The 22,493-nt window shown below is 63.4% G+C and carries 20 protein-coding genes; 3 read left to right on the top strand and 17 right to left on the bottom strand.

Going from position 1 to position 22,493, the window contains the following annotated elements:
- The first annotated feature begins 3 nt into the window (after positions 1-3).
- Both VGD45_RS09495 and hutG read left to right on the top strand, forming a co-directional pair.
- The gene (locus tag VGD45_RS09495; protein WP_331155051.1) at positions 4-1,383 is read left to right on the top strand and encodes a formimidoylglutamate deiminase; all 1,380 of its coding nucleotides are present in this window, start codon (positions 4-6) and stop codon (positions 1,381-1,383) included.
- Between the two features lie 7 nt (positions 1,384-1,390).
- On the top strand, positions 1,391-2,179 hold the full coding sequence (gene hutG, locus VGD45_RS09490; RefSeq protein ID WP_331155050.1) for an N-formylglutamate deformylase: 789 nt from the start codon (positions 1,391-1,393) through the stop codon (positions 2,177-2,179).
- On the opposite strand, the gene VGD45_RS09485 is transcribed toward hutG, so the two are convergent.
- From VGD45_RS09485 to VGD45_RS09405, 17 genes are all read right to left on the bottom strand, one after another.
- Complete coding sequence (locus tag VGD45_RS09485; protein WP_331155049.1) at positions 2,176-2,559, bottom strand: response regulator; 384 nt, start codon at positions 2,557-2,559, stop codon at positions 2,176-2,178. The genes hutG and VGD45_RS09485 overlap by 4 nt on opposite strands.
- Positions 2,541-3,593 carry a histidine kinase dimerization/phosphoacceptor domain -containing protein gene (locus tag VGD45_RS09480; RefSeq protein ID WP_331155048.1) on the bottom strand — a complete coding sequence of 351 codons (1,053 nt, stop codon included), beginning with the start codon at positions 3,591-3,593 and terminating at the stop codon, positions 2,541-2,543. The genes VGD45_RS09485 and VGD45_RS09480 overlap by 19 nt, the downstream gene beginning before the upstream one ends.
- On the bottom strand, positions 3,580-5,361 hold the full coding sequence (locus VGD45_RS09475; protein ID WP_331155047.1) for an ATP-binding protein: 1,782 nt from the start codon (positions 5,359-5,361) through the stop codon (positions 3,580-3,582). The genes VGD45_RS09480 and VGD45_RS09475 overlap by 14 nt, the downstream gene beginning before the upstream one ends.
- A complete protein-coding gene (locus tag VGD45_RS09470; RefSeq protein ID WP_331155046.1) occupies positions 5,358-6,350 on the bottom strand; it encodes an ATP-binding SpoIIE family protein phosphatase in 993 nt (330 codons plus the stop codon). The genes VGD45_RS09475 and VGD45_RS09470 overlap by 4 nt, the downstream gene beginning before the upstream one ends.
- Entirely contained in the window at positions 6,351-6,755 is a 405-nt protein-coding gene (locus VGD45_RS09465; protein WP_331155045.1) for an ATP-binding protein, read from the bottom strand. It abuts the gene before it with no gap.
- Positions 6,745-7,128, bottom strand: a complete 384-nt coding sequence (locus VGD45_RS09460) for an STAS domain-containing protein (RefSeq protein WP_331155044.1) — start codon at positions 7,126-7,128, stop codon at positions 6,745-6,747. Before VGD45_RS09460 ends, VGD45_RS09465 begins: the two co-directional genes overlap by 11 nt.
- A 5-nt stretch (positions 7,129-7,133) precedes the next feature.
- Complete coding sequence (locus VGD45_RS09455) at positions 7,134-8,006, bottom strand: STAS domain-containing protein (RefSeq protein ID WP_331155043.1); 873 nt, start codon at positions 8,004-8,006, stop codon at positions 7,134-7,136.
- Between the two features lie 188 nt (positions 8,007-8,194).
- A complete protein-coding gene (locus VGD45_RS09450; RefSeq protein WP_331155042.1) occupies positions 8,195-9,739 on the bottom strand; it encodes a putative bifunctional diguanylate cyclase/phosphodiesterase in 1,545 nt (514 codons plus the stop codon).
- Positions 9,740-9,875: 136 nt separating this feature from the next.
- Positions 9,876-10,517: a biliverdin-producing heme oxygenase gene (locus VGD45_RS09445; protein WP_331155041.1), complete on the bottom strand. Its 642-nt coding sequence runs from the start codon at positions 10,515-10,517 to the stop codon at positions 9,876-9,878.
- Positions 10,507-12,909 (bottom strand): response regulator, encoded by a 2,403-nt coding sequence (locus tag VGD45_RS09440; RefSeq protein ID WP_331155040.1) that lies wholly within the window; start codon positions 12,907-12,909, stop codon positions 10,507-10,509. Before VGD45_RS09440 ends, VGD45_RS09445 begins: the two co-directional genes overlap by 11 nt.
- 2 nt (positions 12,910-12,911) lie before the next feature.
- On the bottom strand, positions 12,912-13,379 hold the full coding sequence (locus VGD45_RS09435; protein WP_331155039.1) for a response regulator: 468 nt from the start codon (positions 13,377-13,379) through the stop codon (positions 12,912-12,914).
- On the bottom strand, positions 13,372-15,603 hold the full coding sequence (locus VGD45_RS09430; protein ID WP_331155038.1) for an ATP-binding protein: 2,232 nt from the start codon (positions 15,601-15,603) through the stop codon (positions 13,372-13,374). Before VGD45_RS09430 ends, VGD45_RS09435 begins: the two co-directional genes overlap by 8 nt.
- Before the next feature lie 96 nt (positions 15,604-15,699).
- Positions 15,700-16,170: a GNAT family N-acetyltransferase gene (locus tag VGD45_RS09425; RefSeq protein WP_331155037.1), complete on the bottom strand. Its 471-nt coding sequence runs from the start codon at positions 16,168-16,170 to the stop codon at positions 15,700-15,702.
- 55 nt (positions 16,171-16,225) lie between these two features.
- Complete coding sequence (locus tag VGD45_RS09420) at positions 16,226-16,582, bottom strand: DUF2934 domain-containing protein (RefSeq protein WP_331155036.1); 357 nt, start codon at positions 16,580-16,582, stop codon at positions 16,226-16,228.
- Positions 16,583-16,759: 177 nt separating this feature from the next.
- The gene (locus tag VGD45_RS09415) at positions 16,760-17,383 is read right to left on the bottom strand and encodes a hemerythrin domain-containing protein (RefSeq protein WP_331155035.1); all 624 of its coding nucleotides are present in this window, start codon (positions 17,381-17,383) and stop codon (positions 16,760-16,762) included.
- 83 nt (positions 17,384-17,466) lie between these two features.
- Entirely contained in the window at positions 17,467-19,602 is a 2,136-nt protein-coding gene (gene mdoH, locus VGD45_RS09410; RefSeq protein ID WP_331155034.1) for a glucans biosynthesis glucosyltransferase MdoH, read from the bottom strand.
- A complete protein-coding gene (locus tag VGD45_RS09405) occupies positions 19,587-21,107 on the bottom strand; it encodes a glucan biosynthesis protein G (protein WP_331155033.1) in 1,521 nt (506 codons plus the stop codon). Before VGD45_RS09405 ends, mdoH begins: the two co-directional genes overlap by 16 nt.
- 366 nt (positions 21,108-21,473) lie before the next feature.
- Here VGD45_RS09405 and VGD45_RS09400 point away from each other — a divergent pair, with 366 nt between their 5' ends.
- Positions 21,474-22,481 (top strand): sugar phosphate nucleotidyltransferase, encoded by a 1,008-nt coding sequence (locus tag VGD45_RS09400; protein WP_331155032.1) that lies wholly within the window; start codon positions 21,474-21,476, stop codon positions 22,479-22,481.
- Positions 22,482-22,493: the final 12 nt, after the last annotated feature.

The raw sequence follows: 22,493 nt of genomic DNA, 5'->3' as shown, positions 1-22,493 counted from the left end.
CGCATGTCCATGCAATCCCGCTATCGCTTCACCTGCGCGTGGCTGCCCGACGGCTGGCATCGCAACGTGGTCATTTCGGTCGATCCGGGCGGCGATATCGTCGATATTTCGGCCGACGACACCGTCACGACGGCGCGAATGATCAACGGCGCGGCCATCCCCGGCATGCCCAACGTGCACAGTCATGCCTTCCAGCGCGCCATGGCGGGTCTGGCCGAGCAGCGCAGCGGTCAGGACGACAGTTTCTGGACGTGGCGCGAGACCATGTACGACGTGGCCAGTCGCATCACGCCCGAGTGTCTCAATGCCGTGGCGGCGCAGTTGTATGCAGACATGGTCAAGGCCGGCTACACGTCCGTCTGCGAGTTTCACTATTTGCATAGCTATGGCGCTTCGGGCGAGCAGCGTTCGCGCGATGTGCAATTGGCGATGAGTCAGGCATTGATGGACGCGGCCACGACCGCCGGCATCGGTCTCACCGTGCTGCCCACGCTCTATCAGACATCCGATTTCGGGGGCGCACCGCCGACCGAGCGCCAGCGACAGTTCTCGATGGAGACGCGCGAGTACATCGATCTGCTGGACGAGCTCCGTCGCTCGTCACAACGCTCCCAGCAACTGGAAGTCGGTATAGCGCTGCACAGTCTGCGCGCGGTGCCGCCGGAATCGATGCAGATGGTGCTCGACTCGCAGCGGGACGGGCAGGTGGTTCACATCCACATCGCCGAGCAGGAGCGCGAAGTGCAGGCGTGTCAGCAGCACTTCGGCAAGCGGCCTATCGAATGGTTGCTGGAGAATGCTCCAGTCGACAGGAACTGGTGCCTGGTGCACGCCACGCACGCGACCACGGCCGAATTGCAGGGAATTGCCGCGAGTCGCGCGGTGGTCGGGCTGTGTCCCACGACTGAGGCGAACCTCGGTGACGGAATCTTCCCGATGGAGGAGTTGCTCGCCGCTGGCGGAGCGTTCGGCATCGGCTCGGATAGTCACATTTTGCTGTCGCCCATCGAGGAGCTGCGATGGCTTGAGTATCAGGCGCGACTGGCTCGACGACAGCGCAACGTGCTCACACAAGAAGGTGCGTCGGGCGGGGCGCTGCTGTGGCAAAGAGCTTGTACGGCCGGGGCGCGCGTCACGGGTCGCGCCGTCGGTGAGCTGGCGGTCGGTAAACGCGCCGACGTTCTGGTGTTGGATCTCGGTTCGCCATTGTTTGCCGCGCGCAGCGATCATTCCATCATCGATACGTTCGTTTTCTCCGGCACCAGTGAGTCGGTGCGCGACGTGATGGTGGGCGGGCGCTGGCTGGTGCAGGACCGCCGCCATTTCGCCGAGACCGCGGTGGCGGCGGGCTACAAGCGAGCCCTGCAAAAAATGTTGAAGTGAGTGTCGAATGAACATTTTCGATTTTCATCAAGGCTCGCTGCCGCTGCTGATCAGCATTCCGCACGCGGGCACCTTCGTGCCGGAAGCCATCGCGCAGCGATTCACCCTGGCGGGCGGCCATCTCGCGGATACGGATTGGCACGTCGACAAGTTATATGACTTCGCGCGCGAGCTGGGCGCTTCCATTCTGAAGGCCAACTATTCGCGTTACGTGGTCGATCTGAATCGCTCGCCGGATTCGGCGTCGCTGTACGTGGGCAATCCCACGTCGCCGGTTTGTCCGACCTTGACCTTCGAAGACGAGCCGATCTACTTGCCGGGCCGCGAGATCACCGCGACCGAGATCCAGGCACGAATCGAGCAGTACTGGCAGCCGTACCACGAGCGATTGATCGCCGAACTGAAGGCCATGCGCCAACGACACGGCTACGCATTGCTCTGGGACGCGCATTCGATCGCGAGCGAAGTTCCGGCGTTGTTCATCGGCGTTCTGCCCGAATTCAACTTCGGCACGCGCGACGACGCGAGTTGTCCGCGCGCCATCGCAGATCAGTTGCTGGACCTGGTGACGTCCGATGGCAAGTTCGGCGCGGTGTTGAACGGTCGCTTCAAAGGCGGCTACATCACGATGAAGTACGGTCAGCCCAACGAGAATGTTTACGCCGTGCAGTTGGAGCTTTCGCGGCGCGTGTACATGGACGAAGCTGCTGGCACGGGCTGGAATCCGCAGCGCGCTCAGTCGGCGCAGGCGTTGATCAGTCAGTTGCTGACGCGTTACTTGAAGGCGCGCAGCTAGCAATCGTTGGAGGTTGTGGCGAGCGCCGCGGCTTGCACGGCGGCGATGACTTCGGCGGACAGGAAGGGTTTGCCGATAAATCCGAGGGGCTGCAGCCCGGAGACTCGCCTGCGCACTTCCTCGTCGATATTGGCGCTGATGAACAGGCAGCGGACCCCGTGCTCTTGATACAGCTGGCGCGCCACATCGACGCCGTTCGCGCCATTCGCGAGTCGGATATCCATGATCGCGAACGCGGGGCGCCGACGCGCCACCGCCGCCAGCGCTCCGGCGGCATCGTGCACCATGGCCCCGACCCGGTGTCCCGCCTCTTCCACCAGATCTTGCAGGTGGATGGCGATGAGCGCCTGGTCTTCGACGACTAAGACTTCGATCCCCACGGCGGCGGAGCCTGCAAGGGGAAAGCGATGTGAGCGGCGTACCCGTCGGTATCCTCGATGCGTAGTTGTCCGTTCAGTTGCCGCACCAGCATGCTGACGAGACGCGATCCCAATCCGCTGGGCGACGTTGCCGGTTTGTCCACCGCGCCGGCCGCCAGCCCGGGCCCGTTATCGGCGACGGTGAGTTGCGCCTGACCGGAGTCGAGGCGGCGCAGGCTGACGCGGACGATGGCCTGTCGATCCGTCGCACGCCCGTGCTTCAAGGCATTCATCACGAGCTCGTTGACGATCAAAGCCAGCGACACGCCATTCTCCGTAGGCAATCGCAGCGGCTCGATGTCGGTGCGCAGATCGGCAGGGCGCTCTTCGCCGATGCCGGCGCGCGCCAGCTCTGCGCATAGCCCGCTTAGATACGTTTGCATATCGATGCTGAGTGGATCGCTGTCCTGATACAGCCGCTCATGGATCGAGGCGATAGCTGTGACTCGTGCGATGGCCTTGGCGAATAACTCTCTCGCGCCGGCCTCGCGAAATTCGTTGCCTTGCAGACTCAACATGCTGAGCACCAGCTGCAGGCTGTTCTTCACCCGATGGTTGACTTCGCGCAGTAACAACTCGCGTTCCGCAAGCGAGCGTCGCAGCTCCGCCTCGGTGCGGTGCAGACGAAGCAGGGCGCGAGCGACGGCTTCCAATTCTTCGGGTTCGACGGGCTCGACCAGGAAGCTGTCGGCGCCGGCGCCGAGCGATTGCACACGATCGAGCACGGCGATGTTGGTGGCGGAGACTTGCAACACCATGATGCTCGCAGTCTGCGGATCCGTCTTCAGCTGCCGGCAGACTTCGATCCCGCTCATGTCGGGAAGATTCACATCCAGCACGACCAGTTGCGGCGAGGCGCTGCGCGCCAGGCGCAAGGCTTCCTTGCCGGTGCCGGCTTCGATGACCTGAAAGCCGGCGCGGTTCAGAATGCGCGTGGTCGCGTAACGCCCCGGCTCGTTGTCGTCGACGTTCAATATGATTTCAGACGCTGGCATGATGGATCTCTCCCACGCGACGGATCACGGCCGCGACCGACTCGCGTGACATTTCGCTTTTCAACAGCAAGGCGCTGGCCGCGGCAGCCCGGTCCGCGCCGATATCGTCGGGACGTTGCGAGGTGAACAGGATTACCGGAATGTTCCGGGTCTCATCGATCGCTTTGAGCATTTTAAGCACTTCCAGGCCGTGCACGTCGGGCATGGCCAGGTCGAGGAAGATCAGATCGGGGTGCGACTGCCGGGCCAGCCGCAGGCCGTCGTAACCGCCGTTTGCCTCGATGACTTCGAAGGTGCTGCTCGGCAGGAACTGGCGCAGGGCATAGCGCTCGATCTCGCTGTCGTCGACGATGAGCACTCGCTGCGCGTGACGCGTCTCGGGCGCCGCCGGCGCTCCCAACGGCGCGGAAGTGGTCAGGCGCACGGGAATGGCGAGCGAGAACACCGCCCCTTTGCCGAGCGCGCTGGCAATATCGATGCTGCCGCCGAGCAGCCCCGCCAGGCGTTGCGACAGCGGCAGTCCCAGACCGGTCCCTTTCACATTTTTCTGCAGCGGGTTCTCCACCTGGGTGAACTCGTCGAAAACCCGGCGATGATTCTCCGGCGCGATACCGATGCCGGTATCCGCCACCGAGAACACGATCATGTCGGTGTCGGCGGCCAACCGGGCCGTGACGCGCACCGAACCGGCTTCGGTGAACTTCAGCGCGTTCGAAATGAGATTGCGCAGGATCTGCGAGACCTTGCCCTGATCGGTGCGCAGCTCGGGCAGCGCGCCGATTTCTTCGAAGCTGAGCGAGACGGTGTCCTTGATGCTGAGCGGCTTGAACATGCCGCGCAGCGCGCCGAACAGATCGGTGACGTTGAACGATTCGACGCGGATCTGCAGCTTGCCCGACTCGACTTTGCGCAGGTCGAGCAGATCGTCGACCATGGTCGAGAGCTGCTCCGCGGCCTGGCGGATGTAGGTCACCTGTTTTTCCTGCTCGGGCGTGAGATCGCCGTCCAGCCGATGCAACAGGATTTTGGACAGCGCCAGGACGGAATTGACCGGCGTTCTAAACTCGTGGCTGGCCGCCGAGAGGAAGCGCGTCTTGGTTTCATCCGCCAGTCGCAGATGGGCGGCGCGTTCTTCGAGCTCGGCATACAACGCCATCACGCCGCGATTGGTGTCTTCCAACTCGGCGTTGAGCCGCGCCAGTTCTTCCTTGCGCAAGCGCAGCTCTTCCAGACTGCGCAACAGCTCCCGGTTCTGTTGTTGAATTTCTGCGGTGGGATCTTCGGTGCTGTCCGCCGACAGTTGAGCGACGATCGCGGCGGCGCGCGCCGCCGTGAAGCTCTCGGTGCGGCGGGGTAGAAACTTGCCCAGAGTGATGGTCGTGCCGCGACCCTTGCCGGAATAAACATCGAACGTATCCATCAGCCGCCGGGCCGCGACCAGGCCCAGCTTCATTTCGCCGGTGCTGGACTCGGCGATCGCGTCGTCGAGATTGGCGATGCCAGGGCCGTGATCGCTGATGACGATTTGCAGCTGAGTGTTGCCGGGCTGAAGAGGGCCGTGCGCCGGCGTCTGAGCCACGATGAATTCGATGGCGCCGCCGCCTGCGTGGCGCATGGCGTTGCGCGCCAGCTCCGATACTGCGGTGGCGATGCGAACTTGATCCTGTGAGTCGAAACCGAGCAAGGCGCTGACCTGGCGCGCGCGCTGACGAGCCGCGACGATGTCACGATCCTGCTCGAGCTCCAGACGTAGCAGAGAACGGTTCATGAGGGTGTGCGTCGCATGACAACGACCAGACAATCGTCGCGGCCACGCCGGCAGTCCCGATACAACACCCCTGCGATCAGCGCCGGGTGATGTTGGGTGAGGCCGGGATAGCGATCGAGATGCCAGCTCGAGGTGAGGCCGTCCGAATGCAATAGCAGTGTCGAATCGGGCTTGCAGGCGTGCGGCAGCTCGCGTGGCCGGGCCATCACGTGACCGACGATGCCGTTGTCGGAGGCGATGCGCTTGATCTCGCCGCCGTTGATCAGGGCGGCAGTCACATTGCCCACGGCGACACTGGTGGCGCGGCCGGCGTCCCAGTCCACTTCCAGCAACGTGACGGCGGCGCCGCGCGTCGGCCGCAACGCCTCGTGCAGGATCTGCATGAGCCGCAACGGGGAGCGATGTTTCTCGGCATCGAACACCCGACAGACCTCAGCAGCCGCTTGCTGGGCGGAGAATCCGTGACCCAGCCCGTCGATGCCGGCGACCAGAACTCCTTCGACGCGCTCGTGATAGCACCACGAATCGCCGCACGATGTTTCGCCGGGCTTCGGCACGACCAGCGAGCCGATCTGCATGCGCGTCGTCGGCGCACGTGAGTCGGGCCACAGTTGCGCGAGTACCGCGGTGCCTCGACCAGGGCGCGAATAAATCTCGAACAGTTGTGATATGCGCTCGATCGCGCCGAGGCCGGTGCCCGGACTGCCGCTGGTGGAATAACCATCGCGCAGACACTTGGCCACGTCGGCGATGCCCGGCCCTTTGTCCAGCCCAAGCAACTCGAGGCCCGTGCGGCCATCGTGCGATATCTCTTGAGCGATCAGCTCGCCGCCGCCGCCGTGCTTGACCAGATTGGTGCCGATCTCGGTCGCGACCAGCGCGGCGCGGCCGGCATCCTCGGAATCGAAACCGAGCGCGGCGGCGAGCGTATTGATGCCGCGCCTGGCGGGCGCGACTTCGCTCGAATCGCCGATGAGAAACTGCTGCATCTACTTCCAACGCGTGATGGTCACACGCGTACCTACGCCGGGCTGCGACCAGATATCGAATTCATGTGAGAGCTTCCGTGCGCCGTTGAGTCCCAGGCCGAGGCCCGTGCCAGTGGTGTAGCCATCCGTCAGGGCCAGCTCGATGTTGGCAATGCCAGGACCGCGATCCTCGAAGGTGAGGCGCACGCCGGCGCGCTTCGGCCCTTCGTTCAGACGTTCGATGCGGACTTCGCCGCCACCGCCGTATGTCACGGTGTTGCGGGCCAGTTCGCTCGCCGCGGTGATGACTTTGGTCTGGTCAACGAGGCTGAAGCCGAGATCCATGGCCATTGTGCGTACGGCTTGACGGACCTTCACGACGTCTTCGCCGGAACGCACGGGCAGCGTCGTTGGTTCAATCGACATGGCCGCCTTCATCGCTCCGGTCGAGCGCGCGGCGTAGCAAGGCCAGCCCAGCATCGACATTCAGAGCGGTGCGGATGCCAGGCAGCGACAATCCAAGCTCGACCAGAGTGATGGCGACCGCGGGCTGCATGCCCACAACGACGGTTTGCGCATCGAGGATGCGCGACATTGCGGCAATGTTGCCCAGCATGCGGCCGATGAACGAGTCCACCATTTCCAGGGCGGAAATATCGATCAGCACGCCGCGGGCCTTGGTCGCGACAATTTTGTTGGTGAGATCGTCCTGCAGGCTCATCGCCAGTTCGTCGTGCATGTCGACTTGAACGGTGACCAGCAGACAATCGCCCAGACGCAGAATCGGGACGCGGTCCACCGGCTCTACCCTCGGCCCGTCGCCGCGTTGGGGGCGACCGTCAGGCCGCGCCGCTTCAGCGCGAGCGCGAACGCGTCCGAGAGGCTGGCCTTGGTGGCGACGGCGGAGAGGTCGATGCCGAGGTGCACGATGGTCTGTGCGATCTGCGGACGGATGCCGCTGATGATGCAGTCCGCGCCCATCAGCTGCGCCGCCGACACGGTCTTGAGCAAATGCTGCGCGACCAGCGTATCGACGGTCGGCACGCCGGTAATGTCGATGACCGCGATGCTCGAACCGGTGGCCACCAGCCGCTGCAGTAATGTTTCCATCACCACCTGCGTGCGCTCGCTGTCGAGCGTGCCGATCAACGGCAGCGCCAGGATGCCAGGCCACAGCTCGACGACCGGCGTGGACAGCTCGATCAGTTCTTCCTGCTGGCGGGCAATGACGGATTCACGCGCCTGCTGATAAACCTCGGTGGTGTACAGCCCCAGCGCGTCGAGCAGGGTGGTGGCCTCCCACAGGGTGTCGACCAGCGCCTCCGGCTCTTTGAGCAGGCTGGCGCGCAGACGACTGAAGATCGGCTGTTTCAGCGAGAACACGAAGGTCGCGACCTGCGACGGCGAGAACCCCTGGGTCGCCCGGCTGCGGGACAGCTCGCCCAGGAACTCGCGAATCTCGGCCCACTGAGCGTTGCGGGTATCGAACTGGAGGCCGTTTTGAACGTTGCTCGTCAGCAGGGCCATGAACCTCTGCGACTCGTCCCGGAGCTGCGATTCCTGTAAGCGGCCGGCGCGCCACGCGCCCGATTCCAACTGCAGTCTGACCCATTCGGCGAGAATTTCTTGTTGATGCTGCTCGACAATGGCCGGCAGACGACTTGCCAGTCGATTCATCCGCGACTCCTAGTGTGTGGCCCGCGCGGGGCCCGATCGTAAGTAGCTCTAAGAATGGCTCTCGCTGACGGAGCCTTCGCTTGCTAACGGGGGTGCTTGGGACGTCGACCCGCTCTGGACGCCCGACCGAGGCGATACGCGTGGAGCGTTCGGGCGGTTCCCGATTCTTTGAAAAAATTTCTCTGGCGTCAGGCGCCGACGACTTTCAATACGTCGGTGTCGACGTCGCTCAGGCCGAGCGGGCGGCCATTTAAGAATTCCCGGCATTTGTCGGCCGGGGCCGGCTCGGCGAACAGGTAGCCCTGCGCGTAGCGGCAGCCCAGTTTGCGCAGCAGCTCCAGCTGCGACCAGCTCTCCACGCCTTCGGCGACCACCTTGATGTCCAGGTGCTGGGCCATCGCGACGATGGCGCCGACGATGGCGTGGTCGTTGGCGTCGGTGTCCAGATCCCGGATGAAGCCGCGATCGATCTTCAGAGCGTCCACGCGCCAGCGCTTCAGGTAACTCAGCGACGAGTAGCCGGTGCCGAAGTCGTCGATGGCCACCCGCACACCGAGCGCGCGCAGATCGTCGATGGCGTCGACGCCGACCTGATCGAACATGGCGCCTTCGGTGAGCTCGATCTGCAGCATGGCCGGGCTGAGCGAGTGGGTTTGGGTCAGCTCGGCGATGCGCTGGCGCAGGTCGCAGCGAGCCAGCTGTCCAGGCGAAACATTGATCGACACCGGCGCGAGCGCGGTATGGCCGGCCTTGCGCCAGCGGGCCATGTCGGCGACGACGCGCTGGAGCACGAAGTCGCCGATCCCGGCGATCAGACCGGTCTCCTCGGCAATGGGAATGAAACGCAGCGGCGAGACATAGCCGTCGGTCGGATGTTTCCAGCGGACTAGCGCTTCCAACGTGACTACGCGGCGGGTCTCGATGTCGACCAGTGGCTGATAATGCACGTCCAGCTGGGTTTGCGATTCCAGCGCGGCGCGCAGGCTGGCTTCGATGGCCAGGCGCTCCTTCAATTGCTGGTCCATCACGGGGCTGAACACCTGGAAATTGTTACGGCCGCGATCCTTGGCCTGATACATCGCCGTGTCCGAATGACGCAGCAAAGCGCCTACGTCTTCGCCATCGCGCGGAAACATACTCACGCCCACGCTGGCCGTCGTGACGAGCGGCTTGCCGTCGATCTGCAATGGCGCGCCGAGCGCGGCGGTGATGCGTGCGGCGGTCTCATGAACCTGACTGGTGCTCTTGACGATGTTGAGCACGACCACGAACTCATCGCCGCCCATGCGCACCACCACGTCCTCACTGCGCACGGCCTCGGTGATTCTTTGTGACACCGCTTGTAACAATTTGTCGCCGACCTCGTGGCCGTGCGTGTCGTTGACGTGCTTGAAGCGGTCCAGGTCGATGAACAACACCGCCAGCGCCACTTTCTTGTGGCGCGCCTCTTCGATGGCCGCCGGCAGGTGGGCGGCGAGAAACAAACGGTTCGGCAGACCGGTCAGCTGATCGTGATGCGCGAGCCGGTCGAGGCGCTGCTGTTTCTCCAGCAGCTGCGCTTCGATCTTGCGCCGGACCATGCCGCCATGTTCCACCTGCTCGATGAACTGCTGATGCCGCGCTTCGGCTTCCACCACCCGCGTGCCCAGTTCGCGCATCCGTCGCTGAAGTGAAATGGCCCAGCCTGCGACTGCGCACAGGGCGACGGAGATGCAAACGACGAGATACAACATGGATCCACGCGCCACACCAGGACGGCGAAAGTGTCGCCAACTGCCGTCACTGGCCGCGCGATCTGGCGCACAGTTTCGGTGCGCAGAACGAGCTGGCGCGCCGAACCTGCGACGCAGGACCGGTGCGAGTTAACAGTCAAGCCGCTGGTGCAGTGCGCAAACGCAGGTCGCTCGCCGCCTGACCGAACGAGCGAATAAACATGGTGAAGGCATACACCGCGCCCGAAACGCTTTGCGTCTGATCGTCCGCGGCGTCGTTGGTTTCGAGCTGCTCCAGAAAGCTCCTCCACAAGCCGAGGCTCTGGTTGCCTTCTTGATCCACAGCCGGCTGGCCATGGCGCAGATATGACGATGCGTTACGAACATTCTCGTCGGTGCTGGCGATGACCTGATCCAGCAGCACGCGCGCTCCGAGTCGTGAGCCTTCCAATACATACAAAATGCCGAACACCTCGGGCGGCGTCGGCGCGGCCCGGCGCAACGCGAGAGGTTGCACATCGGAGTCGAGGCTGCGCAGATCTGCCACGATTGCCGAACTCCGCGAGCGCTGCGGCCAGTCCGGCACGAGCTGCGCGACACCTGCGTTCTCCAGCAATTGTTCGATCGCAATCAACGCGGCGGCGTTGGCCTGGAGAAAGCGCCGGTAGTGCGTGACATCGGCCAGGTTGAATGCGGCCGCTATCCGATCGAGGTCGCGGTGCAGATGATCGGTGGCGCCGCGCAAGGAATTCCGGCGATGGCTCGTGAGGCTGGCGGTGGGTGAATCTTCAAGTTGCATGTCGTGCTGAATCCTGACCGTCCAGCACGCTGCGAATGCGCGCCGCCAGGTCATCGAAGGCGAAAGGTTTGGTGATCAGCTGCACGCCCGGATCGAGCCTTCCATGATGCACGATCACATCACGCGCATAACCGGTCGCGAACAGCACTTTCAAGCGGGGATGGAGCAGCACGGCCTGCTGGGCCAGCTGCTGGCCATTCATGCCTCCCGGCAGCACCACGTCGCTGAACAACAGATCGATGTTGCCGGCAGGCGTCTGGCGCAGCAGGTTCAATGCGTTGACGCCATCGCGCGCTTCGAGGACATCGTAGCCAAGCTCACGCACGGTCTCGACGGTAAAAGCGCGTACATCGGGATCGTCTTCCACCACCAGGATGGTTCGTCGTTCCGCGGCCAGCGGCGCTTCGCGTTCGCCGTCGTCTTCGGGAACTTGCGCATCCGGTCGCGCGGCGGGGAGATAGATACGAATGGCCGTGCCTGCGCCAGCGGCCGAGGTGATGCGCACTTGTCCGCCGCTTTGGCGGACGAATCCGTAAACTTGCGAAAGGCCCAGACCCGTGCCCTGGCCGACGTTCTTGGTGGTGAAGAAAGGTTCGAAGGCACGGGCGAGGACCTCGGGAGGCATGCCTGTGCCAGTGTCGCGAACATCGATCACGACAAATTCGCTGCGTGGCAGGTTCTCCGCGTCGGCGAGCGTGCTGTCGCGCAGATCGAGATTGAATGTTTCGATTCGTAACTTACCGCCGCGGGGCATGGCGTCGCGGGCGTTGACCGCGAGGTTCAGCAGCGCGATCTCGAGCTGGTTGCTGTCGATCTCCACATGGCGCAAGTCGGGCGACAACACAGTCTCGACTTCGATCAACTCTCCGAGCGTCCTTTGCAACATTTCCGACGTGCCGGCCACCAGACGATTGACCGCCACCGGCCGCGGGTTCAACGGCTGCTTGCGTGAGAACGCGAGCAGATGTTGAGTCAGATTTGTCGCACGCTGCGCGCCCGCCATTGCGTGGTCCGCGGCGCGCCGCAACCGTTCGAGGTTGGGCGGCAGCTTGCGTTGTAATGTTTCTATATTGCCGACGACGATCTGCAGCAGATTGTTGAAATCATGCGCCAGGCCGCCGGTCAGCTGGCCGACGGCTTCCATCTTCTGCGCCTGGCGCAGAGCTTCCTGCGCTTGTTCCAACTGCGCCTGCGCGACTTTGTCTTCGGTGATGTCGCGGCCAACGGCGTAGATACAGCCGTGGCCGAGCGCCACCGACCAGGAGATCCAGCGCGTCTGGCCGTCGCGGCACAGGAATCTGCATTCGAACGGCCGCTGGCTTTCTTGCGCTGCCTGCGTCACGGCGTGCTGGACGAGCGAGGCGTCGTCGGGATGAGCGAACTTCGCCAGATGCTCGCCGACGACTTCGCTGGTGCACAGGCCGAGGGAAGCTTGCCACGCCGGGTTGACTTCGATGAGCGCGCCCACCGGCGTCATGACAGCCATCAGGTCTTTCGAGAGTTGCCACAAATGATCGCGCTCGGCGGTCTTGTGCGCGACTCGTAAGGTCAGGGTCTGGTTCAGATCCTGTAAGGCGGTTTCGGCCTGCTTGCGCTCGGTGATGTCGTTGACGATGCCGATCAGGCGGGTGCAGGCGCCGCGGTCGTGAAACGCGCGGCCGGACAGGGAGACCCAGCGCTCCTGCGCATCGCCCACTCGAACGATGCGGAATTCAGTCGAGAAGTTGCCGGCGTTGGGCGCGTGCAGCGCTGTTTGCAACAAATTCTCGATGCGCTGGCGATCGCCGCTGTGACAACTCTTCAGGAACGCTTCCTGGTTGGCGCTGGCCTGCGGCGCGAGGTCGAACAATTCCCGGCAGCGCGCATCGATATCGAAGATGCCGGTGGCGGGGTCGAGCTCCCAACGGCCGAGTCCCGCGGTTTCGATGGCGAGTTGCGCGCTCGTTTCGCTGATACGAAGCGCCTGCTCGGCCCGCACGCGATCCTGTCGCTCGCGAGCTTCGGCGACCGCGCGATCGACGGCCGCGGGCAGCCGGCTCAGGCCGCGCTTCATCACATAGTCGGTGGCGCCCCGGCGCAATGCATTGATGGCGAATTCCTCGCCGACCACGCCGGACACGAAAATGAAAGGCATCTCCGGACGGCGCTCGCGCACCACGTCCAGCGCCGCCAGCCCGTCGAAGTCGGGGAGCGAATAATCCGCCAGCACCACGTCGTAGTCGCCATCGCCGATCTCGCGCATGAAATCGTCGCGAGTGGCAACGCGCTGGATGGTGCTCTGGGTCTCGGCCTTCGACAGGTGCGTGATGGCGAGCTCGGCGTCGATCTCGCTGTCCTCGAGCAGCAGGATGCGGGTGTGCGGGTTCAGGCGAGAGGCAAACTCGGCGACCATGGCTACGTTTTCCTCTCTTTGCGGGTCGCCGGGCTGCGCGGCGGGGTTTCGTTGAGGACACCCCAGAACATTCCCAGATCCTGGATGGCTTCGAAAAAGGCTGTGAAATCCACCGGCTTGACTACGAAGGCGTTGACGCCGAGCTCGTAGCTGCGGATCAGGTCCCTTTCTTCGCGCGAGGACGTGAGCATGACCACCGGCACTGCGCGAGTGGCGGCGTCCGACTTGATCGTGGCGAGCACTTCGAGGCCGTCGACTTTCGGCAGCTTCAAGTCCAGCAGCACCACCGCCGGATCGCCCGGCAGACGATCCTGGTACTGGCCGCGGCAATACAGATAATCCAGCGCCTCGGCGCCGTCGCGCGCCACCACGATGTCGTTGGCGAGCTGACACTTGGCGAGCGCCGCCAGCGTGAGCTCGATATCTTTCAAATTGTCTTCGACCAGCAGAATCGGCCGCAGATTAGCCATCGACATCGTCTCCTTTGCGCGGGATGCCAAAACGGAATTCGGCGCCTTCGTCGACGGCGCCGCGCGCCTCGATCCAGCCGCCATGCCGTTCGACGATTCGCTGAGTCAACGCCAATCCGATCCCGGTGCCGGCGAAATCCTCCATGCGATGCAGCCGTTGGAACACTCCGAACAGTTTGTGCGCGTAGGCCATGTCGAAGCCGACGCCGTTGTCGCGCACGATGTAAACGCTTTCCGAGGGCCGTTGTTCACCCCGGATCTCGATCACGGCGGGTGAGCGGTCGCGGCTGTACTTGAGCGCGTTGTCGATGATGTTGAATAGCGCCTGGCGCAGCAGCCCCGCATCGCCAGTAGTGCTCGGCAGCGGCTGGATGCGCCATTCGATGTGGCGGTCGCGCACGTCCGGCTCGACCGAACGCACGATTTCCTGGACGACCTTCTGCATGTCCACCGGCGACACAGACAAAGCCGTGCGGCCGAGTTGCGAGAAGCTGAGCAAATCGTCGACCAGCTGGCCGGCCGAGGCGGCGGCCTCGTTGATGCTGTCCAGATAGTGCTGCGACTGTTGGCTCAACGACCGCTCGCGATCGCGCAGCAGCTGCGTGTAGCCGACGATGTGACGAAACGGCGCGCGCAGGTCGTGGCTCACCGAGTAAGAAAAGGATTCCAGCTCGCGGTTCGAGCGTTGCAGCTGGCTGGTGAGCTCGGCGCGCTCCTCAGCACGACGAAGCACGAAATTGATGATGGCGCTACGAAAGTCGAGCGCGCCGTCGATCTCCGCCTGAGACCAGGTCAGCGCGCGATTCTTGACCTGTTCTTTCCAGCACGCGAACGAGTTGCGCGGCGTCAGGCGTTCGTGCTCGACCTGCTTGGCTTCATGCGGATCGCCGGCCCACGACACCGTCCGCTGCACTTCGGGCCGAAACCAGAAGATATAACTGGGATGCAGTTGTGAGATGGAGATGGCCAGCACGCCGCTCGCCACATCGACGATGTCGGCGAACTCGGGCCATTGCAGCGCCAGGCTGTCTGTGACAAAGGAGTCTGCATTCTGCTGCTGCAGTTTCTCGGCCAGCGCTCGCAGGCGCTCGGGCGAGGGCGCAGCTCCGGCCGTGAAGACCGCGTCGTCATCCAGGACGGCGGCGCCGCTGGCGTTGGCGATTTTCAACCACGCGCTCGCGTTGGCCGCCAGTCCGCTTTGAAACGAATCGTTCGCGGCAATCTTGGCGAGCAGCTCGCTTTCGATGCGTTTCAGCTCGATGCGTTTGGCCGCGTACGCTCCGCGCTCACGCGCGCCGATGTGTTGTGACAGAACTTTGCCCAGTAAATCGCACGCGGTGCGCGCTTGCGCGTTGACCCGGCGCGGCGTGGCGTTGTGACAGGACACCAAGCCCCACAGCCGGTCGTCCACCAGCACCGAGATCGACATGGACGCGAGCGTGCCCATGTTTCGCATGTATTGCAGATGAACTGGCGACACGCTGCGAAGCGCGGCGAAGCTCAAGTCCAACTGCATCCCATCCGCCGGATGCAACGGTGGACCGAGAGGCACTGGCGTGTAGTTCGCATCTGGAATGACCCGCAGCCGGTTCAGTCGATACAGCTCTCGCGCCTGAGCAGGAATGTCAGTGGCCGGAAAGCGCAGGCCGGCATAAGAGGGCAGCACGCCGTCGCCGTCCTCGGCCAGCACTTCGCCGTTCCACTCCGCGTCGAAGCGATAGATCAGAACGCGGTTGAATCCGCTGATCTGGCGGAACTCACGTGCGGCCGCCGAGCACAGCTCGGCGATGTTCTCGTACGCCGGCAGATCCTCCATGAAGCGGCCGACGCGCGGGTAATAAGCTTCGAGCGTCTCGCCTTCGGATGCGGGCGGCTGCTCGAACTCGAGAATGATTCCTTGCGCGGTCTGGTGACCCAGCACTTGGAGGCGCTGGCCATTGATATCGAGCGTGCGGAGATAGCTGCTGTCAGGATTCGCGAACCAGCCGTGGATTTGACGTTCGGCCGCTTCGCCAACCAGCTGCGTCAAAGACAGGCCGAGCACGGTCGAGCCGGCGGCATCGCCAAGCAGCGCCTTTGCGTTGGCGCTTGCCTGCACGATTCGCCGGCTTTCGGGATCCACAACCACGAGCGTGCCATGCGGCTGAATGCTGCCCGGGATCCGGATAGGTTCTTGCGCGCATAAGTCGAGGTCGAGATCGGATGTTGAGACCGCTGACACCATCCGCAGCTCGTCGAGCTTTGATTTTGTGCGCGACCCAATGCCTCGCGGCCGTAAAAAGTTCCGGGCAAGGCGGCCTTGACGTTTGTGCCGCTTTATTCAAGGTGCGCTCGGGCGGCGGCGGAATTGTACAAATTCCGTGAGATACCCGACCTGGTTGTACAGAATCTGCGCGCGCGCATTGGTGTTTTCGGTGTGCCAGTACACGCGCGTCACGCCGCGCTCGTCAGCAGCCCGGTAGACCGCTTCGATCAAGGCACGGCCCACTTGCCGGCCGCGACTGTGAGGATCGACGAACAAATCCTCCAGATAACAATAGCCCTTGGGCGACCACGTCGAGAGATGAAAGTGATAGTGCACGAATCCGACCATGCGACCGGCGTCGTCCAGTCCGGCAAAGCCCCACAGCTCGCGACCTTCCATCAGGCGACGCCAGGTGAGGTCGGTGGTCGATTGCGGCAGCGTCTGTTGATAGAACGCGAGGTATTGAGGCCAGAGCTCGTCCCAACGCTGCCTGTCCTCGGGTTGTAACGCGCGAGTGCGCGCAAGCGAAATCGAATCGGCGGTCATGCCACTCCCCATACTTCCCATCCGAGCGGGAAGTATAAGGTGTGGCGGATTCGGACTACTCGCGTCGTTGTTGGTCTTGCGGGTTGTCGATCTCGCGTTCGGCATTCAGCCAGTCGTCCAGTTCGTGGCCGGGCTCGAAGCCGCGGCGCTCGGCGCGCCAGTAGGCTGCTTCAGCAATTCGCGCTTCACGGCTTTCGGACAACGACGGCAGCTCGCGCTGCTGGAGCGTGCTCCCGGTGATTTCCACGTCGTGCGTGGACGCTTCGCCTACGACACCGTCGGCGGCGCGATCGTCCACAGCTTCGGGGTCGGCGTGTTTCTGCTCCTCATTACTGACTGTCGTCACTGGCGGCAAGGTGCGGGTCGATGACTTCTTGGAACGCGGGGTCGTACCTGAGGGGCGGCTCGCCATGGTGATCTCCGATCGGCGGTTATGTTCAGTGCTCGATTCAAATAGACGACGCCGTGAAATGTTCCAAGAACTACATGCTCCGCGTTATGGCTCTCGGCAATTTACTGACGGCTGAAATAAAAACGGCGACGACTCGATCAGAGTCGCCGCCGTGTCCGGGCATGTCATTTACAAATGTTAGTGACGTGCGCGGGTGTGCGAGGCTCGCGCCGATTTGCTTCGGCTTCCCGCGCGCGCCTGACGACGCTTGCTCGCCGAAGTGCGCGTCGAGCGCGAACTCGAAGCACGCTTGCGCTGAGGCGTCGGCGGTTCCTCGGCCTCGATGCCCATCTGCTCCATCAGCTCCATCTTCCGATGCGCCAGCTGGCTGCCCAGCTCCTTCAGGTCGAGCTCGGTTTCCTTGAGCGAAGGGAACAGCTGCTTCTCTTCCTCCTTGACGTGATGCTTCACGTACTCGCTGAGTACTTTGACCAGCGGCTTGAAGTGTTCGTCCTCGGGCGTGCCGGCTTCGATCTTGGCGATCAGCTCCTTGGCGGAGCCGTGCTCGATCTCGGCCTCGTACACCATCTCGTCGTCTTCCTCGCCAAAAGCTTCCTTGGCTTGTGGATACAGCAGTTCTTCTTCGATCTGCGTGTGCACCGTCAGCAGCTGACAGATGCGAGTGGCGAGCTCGGACTGCTCGCTCTCATCCGCTTCCTCGAACTCAGCGAACAGCGCTTCCACTGTGCGATGGTCCTGTTTGAGCAACGCGATCGCATCCTGCGGCGCGTCCGTCGAACGTGTATGTGTGGCTCTTGCCATGGGCTTGCTCCTCGAGTTTTTCGTCAGCGCGAGTGGCTGGCTCTCGAAGCAAATGAGCTGCGAAGAAACGAAGTTCCTGAGTTTCAGCTTTCTGGCAGCTCGGCCAGTCGTTCGAGCAGGCGAGGGTCGCCCGCGACGTGAACTTTCTCCGCGGGCCCGAGCCACGACATCGCTTCGTTGAGCGAGGCGGCGTCGCGCACCTTTTGTTCCGCCGTGAGGCGATGCGGGTCCGGATGGCCACGCGACTCGGCCGGTCTCGGCAGGTTGCCGGTGATATGCGCGTAACGCGCCTGTCGATCCGCGGCGAGCAATCGCAAGGCATCGTGCGCCGGCTGCTTGGCTTGCGCGAGCAACTCATCCCGGCGGCGGATCACGTCCGGCGCGTGCTTTTCTTCCGGCGTGCGCAACAGGCCGAGCGCGTGCATGACGCGCCCAACCAGCACGCTGCCGCTCATCTTCGACAAGGGGATGGCCAGCAGCAGGCCGGCCAGCGTCGGGGTGAGCCAGGCCAGCAGGGTAGGAGATATCAGATACGCGATGACGCCGGTGAGCACGCCGATGACCGTATGTACCCAATGGATGCGGAAGGCTTCGCTCCAGGCCGTGGCGTCGCTGCGGCGGCGTTGCGCATTCCAGCCCGAATCGCGGCCGGTGAAAATTTCAATCACGTGCTGGGTCTGCACCAGCATCATGATGGGCGCATAGAGGGCGGACAGTACTGTCTCCACCACGGTGCTGCAGATCACGCCGAGGAAGCCGCCGCAGCCCTTGCGAATCTTGTTATTGAATAAGGAGCGCAACATGCCCAGCACCTTGGGGACGAATAGCACCGCCATGGTGAAAATGAACAGCGCGGTCATGCGCTCGGCGTCGAACTTCGGCCAGTCCGGGAACAGCTGGAAGCTGCGGCTGAAATATTCGGGCCGGATCAACGTCGCCTGCAGTGTCAGCGCAAAGCCGACCATCAGCAGCATCAGCCACAGCGGCGAGGACAGGTAGCTCATGATGCCGATGAAAAAATGCCCACGGCTCACGGTCGACAAGCCGTCGGCGCCGATGATCTTGGAGTGCTGCAGATTGCCCTGCGCCCAGCGCCGGTCGCGCACCGCCACGTCGATCAGCGACGGCGGACTTTCTTCCCACGAACCGTCGAGATCCGGAGCCATGCGGACTTTCCAGCCGGCCCGGCGCATCAACGCGGCTTCGACGAAATCGTGCGACATCACGTGACCGCCGAACGGCTTGCGACCCGGCAGCTGCGGCATGCCGCAGGCTTCGGCGAACGCCGCGACGCGAATGATCGCGTTGTGGCCCCAGTAATTGCCTTCGTTGCCGGACCAGGCGGAGACGCCCCGCGCGATGATGCCGCCGTAGACGCGGCCGGCGAATTGCTGGATGCGTGAAAACAAACTGTAATGACCGTGCAACATGGGCACGGTCTGCAGGATGCCCAGGTGCGCGTCGCCCTGCATGCGGCGGACCAGCTCGATCAATGTTTCAGCCGACATCAGGCTGTCGGCGTCCAGCACGATCATATAGTCGTAACGGCCGCCCCAGCGCTTGACGAATTCTTCGACGTTGCCCGCCTTGCGGCCGGTGTTGTGCCAGCGCCGGCGATACCACACCGGCATCACTTCCCGGAGCTCGCGACGCAATCGGTCGATGGCCAGCGATTCGTTGATCCACGGGTCGACCTGGGTCGAGTCCGAGATGATGACGATCTCGAAGTGTTGCGCGGCCCCGGCCTGCTTCAACGCTTCAGCCATGGCCTGCAGCGCCGAGGTCGTGTGCGTCGGATCCTCGTTATATATAGGCATCAACAGCGCGGTCCGCGAGCCGGCCAGCGTCGCCTTGGTCTTGGGCTTGTGGAGCGGCACGAGCAATCCGGCGACCGCCGAGGCCGCGGAAAATGCGATCCACGCGAAGGTGATGGTGAAGAAGAAAATCATCACGCCTTGCAACACCGTCATCTTCGAGAACTCGACGATGCCCAGCATCTCGAACAAGGCGTAGCCGGTGATGCCCAGCGTGCCCAGAATCACGATCGAGCGTGCAAAGATTGCCCTGGCTGGCGCCGGACCGAGCGCACGCACCACCTGCGGCGCGTTGCGCAGATCCTGCACCGGCATGTCGATCGGACGCTCGAACGGCATGGCGCCGCGAACCACGTCGCGGCCTTCGGGGGACGAAGTCGTCGGAGATTTCAGCTGGCCGTCCATCGATAAAGCCAGGTTTCGGTAATGGGACGATTGGCTCGCAACAGACGCAATCTCAGCTCGGCGAGATTGGTGCCCGCGGGATCCAGCTCGAAGCTCGCGCGGACGCCTTTGGTCAGCGGATTGATCTGTAGCATGGGGTGCGAGACCTTGCCGGCCGAGGAGCCGACGTCGAGCTTGAGCCCTTCGATGGTACGCCCGGCGCCGAAGAAGTCGATCACGAAGATGCGTCGTTTGCCGTCGATGGTCGGACCGCTGCGAGTGGCGGTGACGCGGCCCAACGACGGTGTCAGGCGCGGCGTGCTGTTCCAACGCATGCGATACGAACCGTGCCACGGTTTGCCGGCCTGGATCGTGTAGTGCGGTCGGAAGAACGCGACGATGTTGTCGTTGGTCTCGTTCTCGGTGGGGATCTCGACCAGATCCACGGAGCCTTTGCCCCAGTCGCTGGTCGGTTCGATCCAGGCGCTCGGGCGCAACTCGTACTTGGCTTCGAAGTCACGATAGTCGCTGATGCGGCGGGACCGCTGCACCAGACCGAACCCCCGAGGCGCTTCGGCGGTGAAGGCCGAGACCTGCAGATCGGTGGGATTGCGCAGCGGCCGCCATAGGCGCTCGCCCGAGGCCGTGACCACTTGCAAACCATCCGAGTCATGCACCTCGTCGCGGAAGTCGTCGATCCGCGTGCGCTCGGATTCATCGAACAGAAACATCGACGTGAGCGGTCCGACACCGATGTTGTCCAGGTCAACGCGCGGGAACAGCGTCATCTCCACGTCCATGACGGTCTCGGTGCCCGGCTGGATCGAAAAGCGATAAGCGCCCGCGACCGACGGGCTATCCAGCAAGGCATGCACGACGATGCCCGAGGCATTGGCGCCGGGGCGCTCTACCCAGAACTGCGTGAAAGCCGGGAATTCTTCGCCAGACGGATGTGCCGTCCGGATCGCCAGTCCGCGCGCAGACAATCCGTACTGTCCGCCGCGAGGCACGGCGCGAAAGTAGGTCGCGCCCTGGAAGACTGTGAATTCGTCCCACACCGAGCGCGAATTGAGCAGGTTGCGCACGCGAAAGCCCGACAGCGGCAGCGTCTGGTTGGCGAGCAGTTTGGCCACGTGCGGGCCGAGCGTGAACAGATTCGGCGCGCCGGTCAGGTCGCTAGCCATGCCGCTCTCGACCATCGACACCTTGACGGGTGTTTGAAACAAAAAGCCGGCGGGCAGCAGCTCGACCCGGAACGGCACCTGCTCGTTACGCCAGAGCGCGGCTTCGGGTTTGAAACGAATGTCGCGATATTGATCGTAGCTGAGCTGCTGGAGCGCGGTGTTGCCGTCCAGCCGGCGCGGCACATACGCCGCGGCGGCGGTCCGCTTGGCGAGCTCGACCACGGTGGCCGGTGTGAATTTGTAACGTGCCGCGCGTATACCGTCCGGTGCGGGCTTGGTCGATGCGGCGCCGGCCACGCAGGAAAAAGTGATGGCCAGCATCGATAGCCAGTAACGACGCATGATTTTCTGTGACGCCCGCTGCGGTGGCAGGGGTGATCTGGCGCGGGGAGGAGACGAGGCGTCGACGCCCCGAGTATTTGCTGACTCGCCTGAATTCATCCGAATCGATCGTTCCTGGTTCAAAAGCCGCTGCGGGTGCTCGTGCGTAGCGGAAGGGACCCGATTCGCTGCGCATCATCGCGCCGGGAAGCTTTCAGGTCTCAGGTCTACGCATGTCACAACGCCACAGTTCCAGATTTCATCACTGTCGCGGAACCGCGTCGCTTCGCCGCGGATTACACGCTGCGATGTTGATTGGTGGCATCACCACAACATCGCCACTCTACCAGCCTACACCGTTCCCACTGCATTCTGTCGGAGACTCGCATGATCGACGTGTCGCGTAGCCAGCCTCATCGATGGGCATTGGTTCTGGCGGCAGGCGACGGCAGTCGACTACGCGCGTTGACCACCCAGCCGTGCGGCACTCCGGTCCCGAAGCAATACTGTTCGTTGAACGGCGGTCCGTCGTTGCTCGAAGACGCCCTGACGCGCGCCCGATCGCAGGTCGCCGGCGACCGGGTCTGCGCCATCGTCGCCCAACAGCATCATCGCTGGTGGTCGAACGTGGATACGCTGACCTCGCTGCCTCAGCCCAATCTGATCGTTCAGCCGCGCAATCGGGGTACCGCCGTCGGCATCCTGTATTCGCTGGTGCATATTTTAAGCCAGGATCCCGACGCGCAGGTGTTGATGTTGCCTTCCGACCACTACGTGGCCCAGGAAGCCGTCCTGCAGCGCTCGCTGGCGGCTGCGATGGAGCATGTCGTGCGCTGTCCTGATCGGCCGGTGCTGCTGGGTCTGCATCCGGAAGAGCCGGACAGCGAGCTGGGTTACGTCATTCCCGGGGCGGCCGACAATTTCGGCGGTCGGACTGTGGCGCGGTTCGTGGAAAAGCCCGAGCTCACTATGGCAGCCCAGATCGTACGGGCCGGCGGTCTGTGGAACACATTTATCATCGCCGCGTCGGCCCGCGCGTTGCTGAATCTGTTCCTGCCGCGCTTCTCGTCCATCGTCATGGAGATGCAGGTCATCGTCGGCAACGCGCTTCAGCAGCGCACGGCGAGCGGCTGGCCGGCCATCGTGGATATGTATACGCGGCTGCCCGATCTGGATTTTTCACGCGACGTCCTGGAAGGCCGGGAGTCCATGCTGAGCGTGCTGCCGGTGCCGGCCTGTGGCTGGAGCGATCTGGGGACGCCGCATCGGGTCGGCGAAACCTTGCGTAAATTGCCCGGCGAGCGGGGGGCGTCTCGCGCCGCGCTGTCCGGTTACATCAACCTGGCTGCCCAGCATGCGCATTTCGAGCGGTCCATGTCGGGCGCGAGTCTCTAAAGGTTATTGGAA

The sequence above is a fragment of the Steroidobacter sp. genome (assembly GCF_036402275.1).
Classification (GTDB): Bacteria; Pseudomonadota; Gammaproteobacteria; order Steroidobacterales; family Steroidobacteraceae; genus Steroidobacter.
Note: the sequence above shows the minus strand (reverse complement) of the source record. Positions and strands in the feature narration are given on the sequence as shown.